The following is a 15,730-nucleotide window of genomic DNA, read 5'->3' on the forward strand; positions in this document are numbered from 1 at the left end:
AATGAATTAACTTTGAGTTTTTCTGCTGTCTTAAATGATAATTTTTATAGTTAATAATCTTCCCGAAAAGAAAAGATAGTCAACTTTATTTTTTAGCATTCTGATTCAGCAAAAATCCACACAAGTTGTTCTTTAGTTATGCTTTTAAATAATGCCTGTCACTGTCGTCCAGTAGCAGTTATCTCTTTACTAATTATTACATGCCAATGTGGCTTATCCTAATTAGCGAGCTGACTATCATACCATGTTTTAATAGACTGTCAAGCTTCTTTTTTTAATTCGTTTCAATAAGTTAGCTCGTTAATATAAGGTGTTTAATTACCTGCTTATCAACCGCTTCCTCTTATTGAGGTGCGTATTATAGACGCTTTATTTTTGGTGTCAAGGGTTTATTTTAAGTTTGTTTGAATGATCTGAATCAATTCAATACTCAATCTACCTTCCCTCTCGACTGGAACGCATTATACGCGGGTTTGAGAATGGGTCAAGGCTTCATTTTCATTACTTTTAAAATATAAAATATTCTCCACAAGTTCAAAAGCTTACCCTTAAAACTATTTTATTATGGTTGGTCTTACCTTTATATGTGAACATGTTTTATATATGGTTAGCTCTATTTTCATAGATTGCTTGTAAGCCTCTACTCATGGTATGGTTTTACCCCTATACGTTTGTAGCAGGATTTCTTTTACTTGTAGACGATATCCCATCATCTATAAAAAGCATTGTAGTTAGTCAAAGACCCTCTATATTAAGGTGCCCTGTGTTAAATATTCGCATGATGACAATTGAAGATTACTTGTCTGTCTACAAACTATGGGCTCTGACTCCAAGTATGGGATTAAACAATGTGAACGATTCTGAAAAAGGAATCGCACGTATGTTAAAACGCAATCCCACATTGAGCTTTGTAGCAGAAGACTACAATCAAATCATTGGTGTCATTATCGCTGGAGAGGATGGGCGACGTGGTTATCTCTATCACACGGCGGTGCACCAAGACTATCGTCATAAAAATATCGGTAAAAATTTGGTGAAAAGTGTGTTGGATGAGATGAAAGAGCTGGAAATCACCAAAGTCGGTCTGTTCATTTTTCAAAACAATCACATTGGTAATGGCTTTTGGGAAAATATGGGATTCAAGGTGCGCGACGATCTTTATTACCGCGACTTGGCGCTAACTGAATTGCAGCGTATTGATACTTAGCTGCCAATCCTCTTATTTTGACCATTAACTTTGTAATCTGCCTTAAAAAATATGACACGTCTTATAATGTAAACGTGTCTTAATCATTTGAACTAATAATGATTTGCTCTATAACACCTTCTAACATTCTAAATATCTTCTTTGGTTATAAAGGTAGTCGTATTATTGACTGATAGCGTTATGATCTCTTCATAAATGATGCAAGACTTGCTTTTCTCTCTAGGCGTCTCCACTTTATATAGGACTGAGCTGCTATATAGTACTGTTATACATATATAGTCTTGATACACAGTTTTTGCTATAATCAGCGTCTACATCGCATTTTTTCTTCTTTACTATCAAATCTCTTCTATATAGGTAAAATACTGCTCCTTATTATAGGGTCCAGTCAGGTATTATCCATGATTGGCTTTTAAGGTTGTATGCAGATTATCTAAGTAGAGAAAAAGCATGCATGTGGTTTTATGACATATCACAATGATTAAATATAATTGATGTGATCTTGCGGTTATATGATTGATGGTTGCAATCATCACTGCCAACGGATCCAAAAACAGGTGAATAGATTATGGTAGCGATTACTTTACCCGATGGTAGCGTAAAAAACTTCGAAGGCAATACAACGGTCATGGAAGTGGCGCAAAGTATTGGGACAGGACTTGCCAAGGCAACGGTTGCAGGACGTGTAAATGGACATTTGGTCGATGCGCATGACCCTATTATTGCTGATGCAAATGTCGAAATCGTGACACCAAAAGACGCCGATGGTGTTGATATCATTCGCCATTCTTGTGCTCACTTATTGGGCCATGCCGTCAAACAACTGTATCCTGATGTAAAAATGGTCATTGGTCCGGTGATTGATGATGGTTTTTATTACGATATTTTTAGTGAGACACCATTCACACCTGAGCATATGGAAAAAATTGAAAAACGCATGATGGAGCTGATTAAGCAAGATTATGACGTGATCAAAAAAATGACGCCACGTGATGAAGCGATTGAGATTTTTCAGTCACGCGGTGAAGACTATAAGCTCAAACTGATTAACGATATGCCAGGCGAAGAGGCCTTTGGTCTTTATCACCACCAAGAATATGTCGATATGTGCCGCGGCCCGCACGTACCAAACACGCGGTTTTTAAAAGTATTTAAATTGACCAAGATGTCTGGTGCTTATTGGCGTGGCGATGCAAAAAATGAGCAACTGCAACGTATCTATGGCACGGCATGGGCAGACAAAAAAGATCTAAAAGCGTATATTCAGCGTATTGAAGAAGCAGAAAAACGTGACCATCGTAAGATTGGTAAAGCGCTCAATCTGTTTCATATGCAAGAGCAAGCGCCAGGTATGGTGTTTTGGCATGCAAACGGCTGGACAATTTATCAAGTGCTTGAGCAATACATGCGCAAAGTACAATATGATAATGGCTACGAAGAAATTAAAACACCGCAAATCGTGGATCGCAGCTTATGGGAGCGTTCAGGTCACTGGGGTAACTATGCGACCAATATGTTCACGACTTCTAGCGAAAACCGTGATTATGCCGTAAAACCGATGAACTGCCCTTGTCATGTACAAGTATTTAATCAAGGTTTAAAATCTTACCGTGACTTGCCACTGCGTATGGCAGAGTTTGGTTCATGTCATCGTAATGAACCGTCAGGTTCATTGCATGGTCTGATGCGCGTGCGTGGATTTACGCAAGATGATGCGCATATTTTCTGTACGCAAGCGCAAATTCAGCAAGAAGTGGCAGAATTTATCAAGCTAACGCTTGCGGTTTATGAAGATTTTGGTTTTGACAACATCATCATGAAGCTCTCTACACGTCCTGAAAAGCGTGTTGGCAGCGATGAGTCTTGGGATTTTGCAGAAAAAGCACTGGCAGATGCGCTTGATAGCTCAGGTCTTGATTGGGATTACCTACCAGGTGAAGGTGCATTCTACGGTCCAAAGATTGAATTTAGTCTGAAGGATTCTTTAGGACGTGTTTGGCAGTGCGGTACCATTCAGGTTGACCCAAACATGCCTGAACGCCTTGATGCAGAGTTTGTCAATGAGCAGAACGAGCGTGAAGTCCCTATCATGCTACACCGTGCCATTTTGGGCTCTTTTGAGCGCTTCATTGGTATATTGATAGAAAACTATGCTGGTTGGATGCCCGTCTGGTTGGCTCCGCAGCAAGTTGTGGTTATGAATATCACTGACAAGCAAGCTGACGCTTGTGAAAATGTGGTCAGCGAGCTAAAAAATGCGGGTATTCGTGCTATCAGCGACTTGCGTAACGAAAAGATTGGATTTAAGATACGAGAGAAAACATTAGAACGTGTTCCCTATATGCTAGTATTAGGGGATAAAGAAGTGGAATCGGGCAGTGTCAACGTCCGAACACGCGAAGGTGAAAACCTTGGTGTGATGAGTATTTCTGAATTTACCACATTAGTACAGAACGCTGTCAGTAGAAAAGGCCGACAGACCCCAAAAACAGATGAGGAGTAATACCTATTAAACAGTCAAACCGTTTGAACATCAACGAAGATATCAATGTCAAAGAAGTCCGTCTCGTTAAAGAAGACGGCGAGCAAATGGGCGTGGTTGATATCGAAACCGCGATGAAAGCGGCACGTGATGAAAACCTAGATTTGGTTGAATTAGTTCCTGAAGCTAAGCCGCCAGTATGCAAAATCATGGACTACAAGCATTTCCTCTATGATCAAAAGCAAAAGGCAAAAGAAGCTAAGAAAAACCAAAAGCAGACTCAGCTTAAAGAGATGAAGCTACGCCCTAGTACCGAAGAAGCTGATTATCAAGTCAAATTGAGAAAGATCGTTAGCTTCTTAGAAGATCAAGACAAAGTTAAAATTAGCATCCGTTTCCGCGGACGTGAAATGGCGCACCAAGATATCGGTCGCAAACAACTTGATCGTATCATTGAAGATACCGCTGATATCTCAAACGTCGAACAGTACCCTAAGATGGAAGGTCGTCAAATGGGCATGCTGCTTGGACCAACTAAAAAGAAATAATCGGTTCAATCGATTATTCGTTAGTGGTGACTGTTGGTCGATGCTGTTATTCGATATAAACACTTGTCATTCAAACCATCAATATACCGTGTTATATTGATGGTTTTTTCATATTTCGTCCTTATATATTTATATACACATAATAAGTCGACGCTACTTTACAAAACCTATCTTCTCAACCTTTTCATTACCAGTTAGTCTAAAGATCTGCTGCACCCTTTCACTATTACTCAAATAAAAACAATTAGGTGCATAAGAGTCCCATTGATTATTAAGATGAGGTAAGCTTTATACTATCTATAGTCACTGGCTCAAATATTGTCCATTTTAGATACCATAGGAACCTTCATGCAAGAATTGACCCCACCAGAAAACGCGACAACTCCTAGTATTTCGCTGACGGCACCAGAACCTGTTAAAGAGATACAAAAAAGTGAAGCTGATCAGATGGTCAAGTTGGATGATAGCCAAATTCCAGAGCTTGATGCCAAAGTTGATGCGTTTGTCGATCATGTGATTACCAACTCTGTGCACAGCCCAGAGTTTCAGCAAAATGTTCAATCTATTCATAATTTGGGTACCAAAGAGATTCGCGAATCGGCGCAAGTTTCCAATCGCATGCTTGAGTTGCCCGCAAAAAGTCTCAATGATAGTTTATTTGACAACTCCCCTATTGCTAAGTCATTGACTGAGCTACGCGGCATCGTAGAAGATTTAGACCCAAGTAAAAAAGAGCTCACAAGCTCTCGCAAATTATTTGGTCTCATTCCATTTGGAAACAAAGTACAAGATTACTTCCGTCAGTATGAGTCTGCGCAGTCGCATATTAACGCTGTTGTCACCAGTCTCTATAATGGTAAAGATGAGCTGCTCAAAGACAATGCCATGATTGAGCAAGAAAAAGTCAATATGTGGGAGCTGATGCAGTCTATTCGCCAATATATTTATGTTGGCAAAAAGATAGATGAGCAACTTGAACAAAAAGTTTATGCGATAGAAGCGACTGACCCCGAAAAAGCGCGCATCATCAAAGAAGAGATGCTGTTTTATGTGCGTCAAAAAAATACAGATTTTTTGACGCAGCTGGCGGTCAATGTACAAGGGTATTTGGCACTAGACACGATACGCCGTAATAATTTGGAGCTTATCAAAGGAGTCGATCGTGCGACAACCACGACTGTGTCCGCCCTACGTACCGCCGTCGTCGTGGCGCAAGCAATGACCAACCAAAAACTGGTACTCGATCAGATTACCGCGCTCAATAAAACCACCAGTAGTTTGATTGAGTCTACCTCGGCGATGCTCAAACGTCAGTCTGGTGAGATTCATGAGCAAGCCACCAGTAGTAGTATTGAGCTTGATAAACTCCAAAACGCCTTCAATAATGTCTATGATACGATGGATATGATTAGCAACTATAAAATTGAAGCGTTAGAAAATATGAAGCAGACGGTCAATACGCTAACCACCGAGGTGGATAAAGCGCAAAAATACCTCGATAAATCCAATCAGACTACGGTATTGGAAGTATCCAAAGAAATAGACAGTAAAAAAATCACGAATAAATCAAATACCGTCGATATCGATATTTGAGTATTTATAACGTTTTTGCCTCATACAGTTATTACCCAATAAAGGGGATAACTCCAGCTATCGAATACATATAAGACAATTGACGCAAGATATTGCAACGTCGTTCGTGTTAAGATAGTACTTATTAATAATTTTAAAAATAGATACGGTAATTTATGAGTTGGAATGATCCAAACGCCTCAAGTGAGGCAAAAAGATACGACAATCCTATTCCTAGTCGTGAGCTGATTTTGAGCACGATTAACGAACATGGTGAAGTCACGCATCAACAGTTGGCCAAAGCCTTCAAGATTGATGACCCAGACCAGTTTGATGCTTTAGGCAATCGCTTAAAAGCAATGGCACGTGATGGGCAAGTAAACCGTGACGGTCGTCCTTATCGCTATCGTACAGTGACTCAGCAAGATATCGTCACAGGTACGGTGTCAGCACACCCTAAAGGGTTTGGTTTTGTCGTATTGAGTGACATGCCAGATTTGTTTTTACATGAAAAACAAATGCGCTGGGTATTTAACGGCGATACAGTAGACGCAGTAGGTACATCCACAGATAACCGCGGTCGTACAGAAGGCCGTATTGTCGATGTGGTTGAACGTCGTCAAAATAACTTTATTGGCACGCTGGCTCGTGATGAAGATGGTTATTGTGTTGAGCTTGGTAGTCCAAATAATCACCAACCAATCACCGTCACTGATGACAATGTGCAAGCATTGAACATCAAGCAAGGTGCGCCTGTTAAAGTTGACATCATTGATTGGCCAAATCAGCACGAGTTTGCCACAGGCAAAATCACTGAAGTCTTGTCTGATGACAATGATCGCGAACTGATCATTGAAACCACACTGCTTAATTATGACATTCCTTCAGAGTTTAGCGAAGCGGCACTTAAGCAGGCTAGTGATTATCAAGAACCAACCGAAAAAGACTTAAAAGATCGTAAGGATTTACGTCACTTACCACTCGTTACGATTGATGGTGAAGATGCACGTGACTTTGATGATGCTGTATATGCTGAAAAACGCTCTGGCGGTAATTATCGAGTGGTCGTAGCGATTGCAGATGTGAGCTATTATGTCACGCCAAATTCACCTTTAGACCAAGACGCGTTTGAACGTGGTACATCTGTCTACTTCCCGCATCGCGTGATTCCGATGTTGCCTGAAGTGCTGTCAAACGGACTGTGTTCATTGAACCCAAATCTTGATCGCCTCTGTATGGTTGCTGATATCAAGATATCACGAGCAGGCAAAGTGACGGGTTATGAGTTTTATCCATCAGTGATGCACTCAAAAGCACGCTTAACGTACAACCAAGTCAATGCTTATCTTGAGAATCCACAAGATAAAAGCGTACCCACGTCATTGACTGGCAATAAAGACGTCAAAAAATCGATTGATACTCTCTATCAGTTATATGAGCTATTGCTCAAGAAGCGTGAAGAGCGTCATGCAATGGAGTTTGAGACTGTCGAGACATACATCAAGTTCAATGAAAAAGGTGGCATTGACGCTATCTTGCCACGCACCCGCGGTGACTCTCAGAAGCTTATCGAAGAATGTATGTTGCTTGCCAATACCTGCGCGGCAAATTTTGCCTTAAAGCATGAATTGCCTGTCTTGTATCGTAATCATGATAAGCCAGATAGCGAAAAGTCGATGCGTATTCATGAATATGCGAAAAACTTTGGTTTGCCGTTCCCAGAAGAAAGTCCAACGCAGGCAGATTATCAGCGTATTATTGAAGCGACAAAAGATCGTCCAGATGCCATCAGTATTCATAGCATGCTGCTGCGTTCAATGATGCAAGCAAACTACGCACCTGACAATATCGGTCACTTTGGTTTGGCTTATGACGAATATAGCCACTTCACCTCGCCTATTCGCCGTTATCCTGATTTGATGCTACATCGTGCGATTAAAGCAAAAGTCACCAATAGCAAACAGCCAGTCATGGACTTTTCTTTGGACGGGGCGGGTACACAGACATCAGACACAGAGCGCCGTGCAGAAAAAGCGTCACGCTACGTTGAGTCTTGGCTAAAATGTCATTATATGACCGATCATGTCGGCGAAGAGTTTGAAGGCGTCGTCACTACCGTGACCAACTTTGGCTTATTTGTGACCTTGACTGATTTGTATATTGATGGCTTGGTGCATATCTCAAACGTTGGTGATGATTTCTTCGTTTATGATGAGCAGCAGCAACAGCTTATCGGTAAAGACAAAGGCACTTTATTTGGGCTTGGCGATTTGGTCAAAGTAAAAGTGGCTGGCGTGAACATGGATCTGCTACAAATTGACTTTGATTTAAAAGAAAAATTGCAATCTAGTGAGATGAATCAAAGCAAAAAAGGCCAGTCTAAAAGAAGTCCTGCCAAAAAGGGTAATAGCCGTAGCAAAGGCGCTAATAAGAAAAGCTAATATTGGCTAAAATTTCAACAGCACAAAAAAGGCTAACGTCATCGTTAGCCTTTTTTTATGTGTGCTATTTTACTTTGCTGCATCATCCATCTGTGCCAATCGTGCTTGGTCGGCTTGCTGAGCTTGGTCAATCTTAGCAGTGGCATCGTCTAAAATGGCTTTGGGCTGCTCACCAAGCGGCTTATTGGCAATACTGGTTGAGCTACTGTCGCTTTCTTTTGTATCAGATACGGCAGCGTCCGTAATTTCTTGCTTAGAGGTAGCATTGCTGATAGCCGCTTCTCTATTTTTCTCATGCTGACTGCCAATAATGAGATTGAAACCAAGTAACGCCACCATGCCAACCAATGCGAATATAATCAGATGTTTTATTTGCATAAACAATATCTCGTTGTTAAGTAAGAATCAGAGATACGTTTTACTGCATTTTTTATGCCCATTTTTTAGGTTGCTTGTAGGGCTTATTCTTGCGGGCTGGCACTGTCTAGTAAGTCGGTTTCATCTGAGCTTTCTGCAATTTCTTGTTCGACCTTTTCCATTAATTTATCGTTAGGACGCGCATCCAAAACCTCTTTGGCATCGTGACCTTGTAGAATCTGCTTGGCGCGAGCTTTGGCTTGTTGCTTGTCTTTATCGTCAATACTAACTGCATTATCTTGATCGTGGTCAATGGTGGCTACGATCGTTGGCGATACTGCCTTATTGGTGGTTGTTTTACTGGTAGCTTTATTGCCGTTATTGCCACTACCCTGAAAATTCTCAAAGGCTTTTTCGAGTTTTTTGTTGAAGCGGAGGCGATAAATAGGCTCTGGCAAGCTAAACCCTGCGTTTTCTAATGCGTGCTTGGTTTCGCGAATGGCAATACTGCGTGCTTTTGCAAAATCTGTCTCTGCTTGATTGACCCAAATCTGAAACTCTAAGACAATGTTAGAATCGCCAACATTGGTAATGACCGCCATTGCTTTCGGATTGTCTAACACAAAAGCCAAATCATTGATGGCGTCAACGCCGACTTTGATAGCGGCCAATGGATCGTTATTGGCATCCACACCCAACTCAAAGGTAAAACGGCGTTCAGGGTTTTTGGTGTAATTTAAGATGGTCCCTTTAAAGACTTCAGCATTAGGAATTCGAAGCTGGTTACCATCCAAGGTCATTAGTATGGTGGCACGTGACGTCAATCGCACCACAATCCCTTCTTGTTCATTAATCACGATATGATCACGGGCGCGAAAAGGTTGGCGGATGCTGAGCATCAAGGACGCAATGTAATTTTCGATAGTGTCTTTGACGGCAAAACCGACGGCGATACCAATGACACCTGCCCCACCCAGCAACGTACCCAAAATGGTTTCTGCGCCAATTAAGCTGAGTGCCAAAATAAGCCCGCAAACGATAAAAATCACTTTTACCGTCTGTGCCAACAACTCAGCCACAAACGGATTGGGCGTTAGACGCTGCCACATTTTTTTGCGGTTCGACAGCCAACTACCGAGCCATGTCACCAATATAAATATGATCAGACCGACCAACAGTAAAGGCAGCGCTTTGATCAAGTTTTTGACTTGTGCTCTTAGCGTTTGATAAACCGTGGTGACATTGTCTTGTACATCCAAAGTACGGTCAATTCGATCATCAACGGTGACCACATCGGTCAAGCGATTGGTCAAATTGATGGCTTGCTGTGCCTTTTTCTCATTTGGCGTCTCTCCTGTTAAGGTGACAACCCCTTGGGCGACGCTAACATCGACAGCTTGTAGCCCGTCGATTTCAGAAAAGATGCCTTTGATACGTTGACGAATGTCATTGTCTGTTTGTAGAGAGGGTGTGGTTTCGATTTGCGCATTATTGGTGCTCTGACCACTGATGATTGGTGGAGCAGGCAAAGGCGTGGATGATTCTGCTACCTCGTTTGCTGATGTGGCAGAATCCTCTGTTGCCACTTCCTCGTGAGTTTCTATTCCTAGTGCGGTGGTTATACTAGCCACCTCTTCACCAGCAGCATGTGCAGGCAACCAGCAAACAACGATCAATAGCAACCAAGCCTGACCCCACGTTTTTAAACAATGACGTACTATCGAGCGGTCAAGATAAGCGGCCATAAATATCTTCTACTGGGTTCTTTATCGACGTTTTTTATTGCAAACCTCTCTTGTTACAAAGATCTGCATTAACTGTTAACGATCTAAATACACCTGTGCTTCAGCCAAGTTCAACGTGCCTTCATAGATTGCGCGACCAGTGATTATGCCTTCGATACAGTCGCCGTATGGCTTTAATAGCTCAATGTCTTTCATGTCTGTCACACCGCCTGACGCAATCACAGGCAAGCCACCTTCACGAGCTAGATTCACTGTTTGCTCAACATTTACGCCTTGCATCATGCCATCGCGGGCAATATCGGTATAAACAATTGAGGAGACACCCACATCTGCAAACTGCTTAGCCAGCTCGGTCGCTTTAGTGTCCGTCACATTTGCCCAGCCATGAGTGGCAACCATACCGTCTTTTGCATCAATACCGACAATAATGTGCCCTGCAAATTCGCGGCAAGCCTCTGTGACAAAGCTTGGATCTTCAACGGCTTTTGTACCAATGATGATATACGTCAATCCTGCTGTAATATACTGCTCAATCGTGTTCATGTTTCTGACACCGCCGCCCAACTGAATAGGCAAGTTTGGATACGCCTTGGCGATATCATGAACCACTTGTCTATGCACTGGTACACCGTCGAACGCACCGTTTAAATCGACCAGATGAAGCCTGCGTGCTCCTTCTTCTACCCACCGCGCCGCCATGGCGACGGGATCGTCAGAAAATACCGTATCATCTTCCATACGGCCTTGTTTTAAGCGCACACATTTACCATCTTTTAAATCAATCGCCGGGATAATGACAGGCACAGCACACATACAGCATTCCTTATCTTGTAAAACAAAGTATTAAATAAATTTTGGGCATTAAACCTTACAAATCAAACAGTAATAGACAAATATTTTCTCAGACGTGCATTTGAACCCGATAGTCGCCAACACAGAGAATAGAAACAATCTCATTCAAAGAGCATATGACTGATTGAGGGAAATAAATACTCATAACCACAAGTTTTGATATATCTATTTACTGTAAACATGAGGTAAATTCAATTACTGACTGGCAATTTTAGGTCAATTTAGCGTATAATCCTAGGTAAATTTTTATTTGTTTCTATGTGATAGTAACCATATGCCATGCTTTTATATGAGTCATTTTTGGCTTAAGGAAGCATAGCAGTCAGGAAGAATCAGGCAATAATTTACCGCATCTGTACGATGTTGGCTAATGCCTTGCTAAGAAGGGTTATATTAGAAATTTCAACTGGTGGGCGTTAAACCGTCTACTCTGCACTACCAAAATCTAATTAGATACCTTCTACGATGTCTCTATCATTAGTTAACTATTACTAACAGTCATTACTAGCGCTATGACAACTGATTGTAATAAGTGAGACTCACTTATCGGTTGCTCAGCTGGTTTGTCTTTTAACCAGTTTGCTATCTATGTTTATAGATTATTATTTGACTATTTTTTCTGTTGAGCGTTGTTTTACAAGACCTCAAACGGATAAGGAAAGTCAATACTACTGGCGTTACAAGCTTTAATTTTCAATGAAACGTGTGATAAGGCTGTTTATTTTGAAAATAGTCACTTTTAGCTCACTGCTTTAGCGATTAATTTTGATGGAATAGTTTTAGCATACACCTTGGTAGCCAGTCGCCACTTTGGTCATTCGAATAAGACATTAACGTGTTGTTAAGGAGTCTGAGGTCAGCGTTAATACTCTTACTAGTAGTTTTGATCGTGCTTTATTTTAAAAAACCCGTTATCGCTATCCTACTATAGGAATAGAGATTTGTGGGCTTTATTTAATGACGCAAATGTTCATGCTACCGATATGCCATACAGGACGTCTGGTATCGTTTTAGACTATGGACTAAGTTTTCGCTTATGATTACCATCAAAAAAGGTTTGGATTTGCCCATCACTGGTGAACCCTCCCGCGAGATATCTGAGCACCAACCTACACATGTAGCGGTTATTGGCTATGATTATGTGGGGATGAAACCCACGATGAATGTCAAAGAAGGTGACATCGTAGCCAAAGGTCAGCCCGTTTTTGAAGACAAAAAACGCGTTGGCGTGATCTACACTGCCCCTGCTGCTGGTAAGGTTATCGCGGTCAACCGCGGTGAACGTCGTGTGTTTGAAAGTCTTGTGATTGCGGTTGACCCAAACGGTGAAGAAGTAGAATTTGAGCGCTATGACTCTCAGCAACTTGCTGACCTAGATTCTGAAGTCGTTGAAACCCAGCTACTTGCCTCTGGCGAATGGACGGCGTTTCGCACGCGTCCTTACAGTCGTGCTCCAGAAATCGGTGCCCGTCCACACGCTATCTTTGTCACGGCCATGGACACCAATCCATTGGCTCTTGATCCGATGCTGCTAATTAATGAACAGTTGCAAGCATTCAATGACGGTCTTGCCGTGTTATCAACCCTTAGCCCTAAGACTTTTGTGTGTCATAACGGCAATACACCGTTGACGCCAGTTGCAAAAACAGCAGCTAATAATGTCACTGAGTATCATGGCTTTGCTGGTAAACATCCGGCAGGATTGGCTGGTACACACATTCACTTTTTGCATCCTGTCATGCGCGGTGTTAGCGTATGGACGATTGGCTATCAAGACGTGATTGCGATTGGCAAGCTATTTACTACAGGGCGTTTGTATACGCGTCGTATGATTAGCTTGGCAGGCCCAGCAGTCACCAACCCGCATTTAATCATGACTGAGCGCGGTGCTGATATTACTGCTCTTACAAAAGGTCAATTAGCCGCTGGCGAGAATCGTATTATTTCAGGTTCTGTCTTGTCTGGTCGCAAAGTGTTTGACAATATCGCTTATCTTGGTCGCTTTCATGATCAAGTCAGTGTGCTTCCTGAAGGTCGCGAGCGTCCTGCGTTTCACTTCTTTAGCGCAGGTGCAAACCGTTTCTCTAAATTGCCTATCTATATCTCTCAGTTCTTTGGTGGCAAAAAATATAACTTCACTACGACAAGCAACGGCTCACCAAGAGCCATGGTGCCTATCGGGGTTTATGAAGAAGTGATGCCACAAGATTATCTGCCAACCCAGTTACTACGAGCATTGATTGTCGAAGACATCATCAGTGCTGTTGACTTGGGCGCACTCGAATTGGACGAAGAAGATTTAGCATTATGCACCTTTGTATCTCCTGGCAAATATGAATTCGGTGATATTTTGCGTGATAACTTAACACGCATTGAGCTGGAGGGCTAACCACGATGAAATTTTTACACAATATGTTCGATCGTATGGAGCCGTCTTTCACCAAAGGTGGCAAACACGAAAAATACTATGCCATTTTTGAGATGTTTGATACGTTTTTGCGTCAACCAAGCTCAACGACTTATGCATCTTCACACGTACGCGACGGTATTGACCTAAAGCGTATTATGATTACTGTATGGCTATGTACGTTCCCAGCGATGTTTTGGGGTATGTACAATATCGGTCACCAAGCACTAACCGCCATTACTCAGCTTGGCTTACAGCCTGAAGGCTGGCGTACTATCATCACAAGCATGGCAGGCTACAATCCAGACAGTATCTGGGCAAGCTTTGTCTATGGTGCTATGCAGTTCTTGCCGATTTATCTCGTCACTTTTGTGGTCGGTATTCTTTGTGAGATTATCTTTGCCGTTGTGCGAGGCCATGAAGTCAACGAAGGTTTCTTTGTGACGTCTGTCTTATTTGCCTTGTGTCTACCACCAGATATTCCATTGTGGCAAGTTGCCCTAGGTATCATCTTCGGTGTGGTAGTGGCCAAAGAAGTATTTGGTGGTACCGGTAAAAACTTCCTGAACCCTGCCCTATCAGGTCGTGCTTTCTTATACTTTGCTTATCCAGCCTATATGTCTGGTGACTCGGTGTGGACAGCAGTAGATGGTTTTTCAGGGGCGACGCCGCTTGGTCTGGCTGCGCTTGGTGTGGTTCCTCAGGATTTCGTTGACGTATATGGTAATGCCATCACGTGGGGCGACGCATTCTTAGGCAACATGCAAGGCAGTATCGGTGAAGTATCAACACTTGCAATTTTGATGGGTGCCGCTGTTCTACTTTGGACACGTATCGCTTCATGGCGCATCATGGCAGGGTGTGTGGTCGGTCTTATTGCCACCTCTCTTGTGTTCAATATGATTGGCTCTGAAGACAACATGATGATGAACTTGCCATTCTACTGGCATTTGGTTATCGGTGGTTTTGCATTCGGTGCTGTCTTTATGGCAACCGATCCTGTATCAGCTGCGCACACCAATAAAGGTCGCTGGGCATATGGTATCTTGATTGGTTTTATGACTGTATTGATTCGAGTGATCAACCCTGCCTTTCCAGAAGGCATCATGCTAGCCATTCTTTTTGCCAACTTATTTGCTCCATTGTTTGATTATTTTGTGACCCAAGCAAACATCAAACGCCAAACAGCTCGGAGGGTTCGCTATGTCCAAGCCCAAAAGTAATAATGCGAAAACCATCAGTGTGGCATTGACGCTATGCTTGGTGTGTTCAGTACTGGTTTCAGCAGTTGCGGTTGGTCTCAAACCAGCACAAGTCGAGAATGCTCGCTTAGACCGTAACAAAAACATCTTGGTAGCAGCAGATATGTATAACGCTGAATCTGATACCGCAGAAGATGTTGCTGAGCGCTTCAAAGACTTTGATGTTGAGATTATTGATCTAAATAAAGGGACTTATCTTGATGATAGTGCCTTAGCAGACGCTGGCATTCCTGATCGTAATGCTTATGATGCAAGCCAAGCAACCAAAAACCAAGCATTGAGTGAAGACCTGGGTGACAATGACCCTGCTGGTATTGGTCGTAAGCCAAAGTATGCCAAAGTCTATGTCAAAAAAGATGATGCGGGCAAACCTGAAGTGGTTGTACTACCGATTCAAGGATATGGACTATGGGGCACTATCTATGGCTTCTTAACGCTTGAAAGCGATATGAATACCATCAAAGGTATTAGCTTTTATGAGCATAAAGAAACCCCAGGTCTGGGCGCTCGTATCGAAGAACCACAGTGGCGTGCGAAGTGGACAGGCATTCACTCATATGACGAAAACGGTAATGTTGCTACTGGCGTGACCAAAGCAGGTGCTCCAAAAGAAAACTGGGTCGATGGCATCAGTGGCGCAACACTCACTAGCCGCGGTGTCAGTAATATGATTCAGTTTTGGTTGGGTGATCAAGGCTACAAGCCATACCTAGATATGCTACGTAAAGAAAGCGGTCAAACCATTGAAAATACTGATACGCAGGCGAATCAGTCAACGCAATCAAAGACCAGTACAGCTCAACCTAATACCGAACTGGCAGCCACGCTACCAGTAGCAAACGGCAAGGAGGCATAAC

11 protein-coding genes are annotated in these 15,730 nt (G+C 42.4%); 8 read left to right on the forward strand and 3 right to left on the reverse strand.

Going from position 1 to position 15,730, the window contains the following annotated elements; genetic code table 11:
• The first annotated feature begins 763 nt into the window (after window positions 1–763).
• From CZ794_RS11115 to rnr, 5 genes are all read left to right on the forward strand, one after another.
• Window positions 764–1,207: a GNAT family N-acetyltransferase gene (locus CZ794_RS11115; protein ID WP_256958957.1), complete on the forward strand. Its 444-nt coding sequence runs from the start codon at window positions 764–766 to the stop codon at window positions 1,205–1,207.
• Between the two features lie 568 nt (window positions 1,208–1,775).
• The gene (gene thrS / locus CZ794_RS11120; protein WP_087041695.1) at window positions 1,776–3,710 is read left to right on the forward strand and encodes a threonine--tRNA ligase; all 1,935 of its coding nucleotides are present in this window, start codon (window positions 1,776–1,778) and stop codon (window positions 3,708–3,710) included.
• Between the two features lie 23 nt (window positions 3,711–3,733).
• A complete protein-coding gene (gene infC, locus CZ794_RS11125; RefSeq protein ID WP_062845719.1) occupies window positions 3,734–4,237 on the forward strand; it encodes a translation initiation factor IF-3 in 504 nt (167 codons plus the stop codon).
• Between the two features lie 348 nt (window positions 4,238–4,585).
• Entirely contained in the window at window positions 4,586–5,830 is a 1,245-nt protein-coding gene (locus CZ794_RS11130) for a toxic anion resistance protein (RefSeq protein WP_087041696.1), read from the forward strand.
• 155 nt (window positions 5,831–5,985) lie between these two features.
• Window positions 5,986–8,250, forward strand: coding sequence for a ribonuclease R (gene rnr, locus CZ794_RS11135; RefSeq protein ID WP_087041697.1), 2,265 nt, complete (start codon window positions 5,986–5,988; stop codon window positions 8,248–8,250).
• A gap of 69 nt (window positions 8,251–8,319) precedes the next feature.
• Here rnr and CZ794_RS11140 read toward each other — a convergent pair whose 3' ends face one another.
• From CZ794_RS11140 to hisA, 3 genes are all read right to left on the reverse strand, one after another.
• On the reverse strand, window positions 8,320–8,628 hold the full coding sequence (locus CZ794_RS11140) for a hypothetical protein (RefSeq protein WP_087041698.1): 309 nt from the start codon (window positions 8,626–8,628) through the stop codon (window positions 8,320–8,322).
• Window positions 8,629–8,711: 83 nt separating this feature from the next.
• Window positions 8,712–10,352, reverse strand: a complete 1,641-nt coding sequence (locus CZ794_RS11145) for a mechanosensitive ion channel family protein (protein ID WP_087041699.1) — start codon at window positions 10,350–10,352, stop codon at window positions 8,712–8,714.
• Between the two features lie 75 nt (window positions 10,353–10,427).
• Entirely contained in the window at window positions 10,428–11,165 is a 738-nt protein-coding gene (hisA, locus tag CZ794_RS11150; protein ID WP_087041700.1) for a 1-(5-phosphoribosyl)-5-[(5-phosphoribosylamino)methylideneamino]imidazole-4-carboxamide isomerase, read from the reverse strand.
• Between the two features lie 1,075 nt (window positions 11,166–12,240).
• Between hisA and CZ794_RS11155 the strand changes: the two genes are divergently transcribed.
• The 3 genes from CZ794_RS11155 to CZ794_RS11165 are packed head-to-tail and all read left to right on the forward strand — an operon-like array spanning window position 12,241 to window position 15,729.
• Window positions 12,241–13,593 carry a Na(+)-translocating NADH-quinone reductase subunit A gene (locus CZ794_RS11155; RefSeq protein WP_087041701.1) on the forward strand — a complete coding sequence of 451 codons (1,353 nt, stop codon included), beginning with the start codon at window positions 12,241–12,243 and terminating at the stop codon, window positions 13,591–13,593.
• Window positions 13,594–13,598: 5 nt separating this feature from the next.
• On the forward strand, window positions 13,599–14,834 hold the full coding sequence (locus CZ794_RS11160) for an NADH:ubiquinone reductase (Na(+)-transporting) subunit B (RefSeq protein ID WP_087041702.1): 1,236 nt from the start codon (window positions 13,599–13,601) through the stop codon (window positions 14,832–14,834).
• Window positions 14,815–15,729, forward strand: a complete 915-nt coding sequence (locus tag CZ794_RS11165) for a Na(+)-translocating NADH-quinone reductase subunit C (RefSeq protein WP_087041703.1) — start codon at window positions 14,815–14,817, stop codon at window positions 15,727–15,729. Before CZ794_RS11160 ends, CZ794_RS11165 begins: the two co-directional genes overlap by 20 nt.
• The last annotated feature ends 1 nt before the right edge of the window (window position 15,730 follow it).

It is taken from the genome of Psychrobacter sp. JB385, from assembly GCF_900163785.1.
Classification (GTDB): Bacteria; Pseudomonadota; Gammaproteobacteria; order Pseudomonadales; family Moraxellaceae; genus Psychrobacter.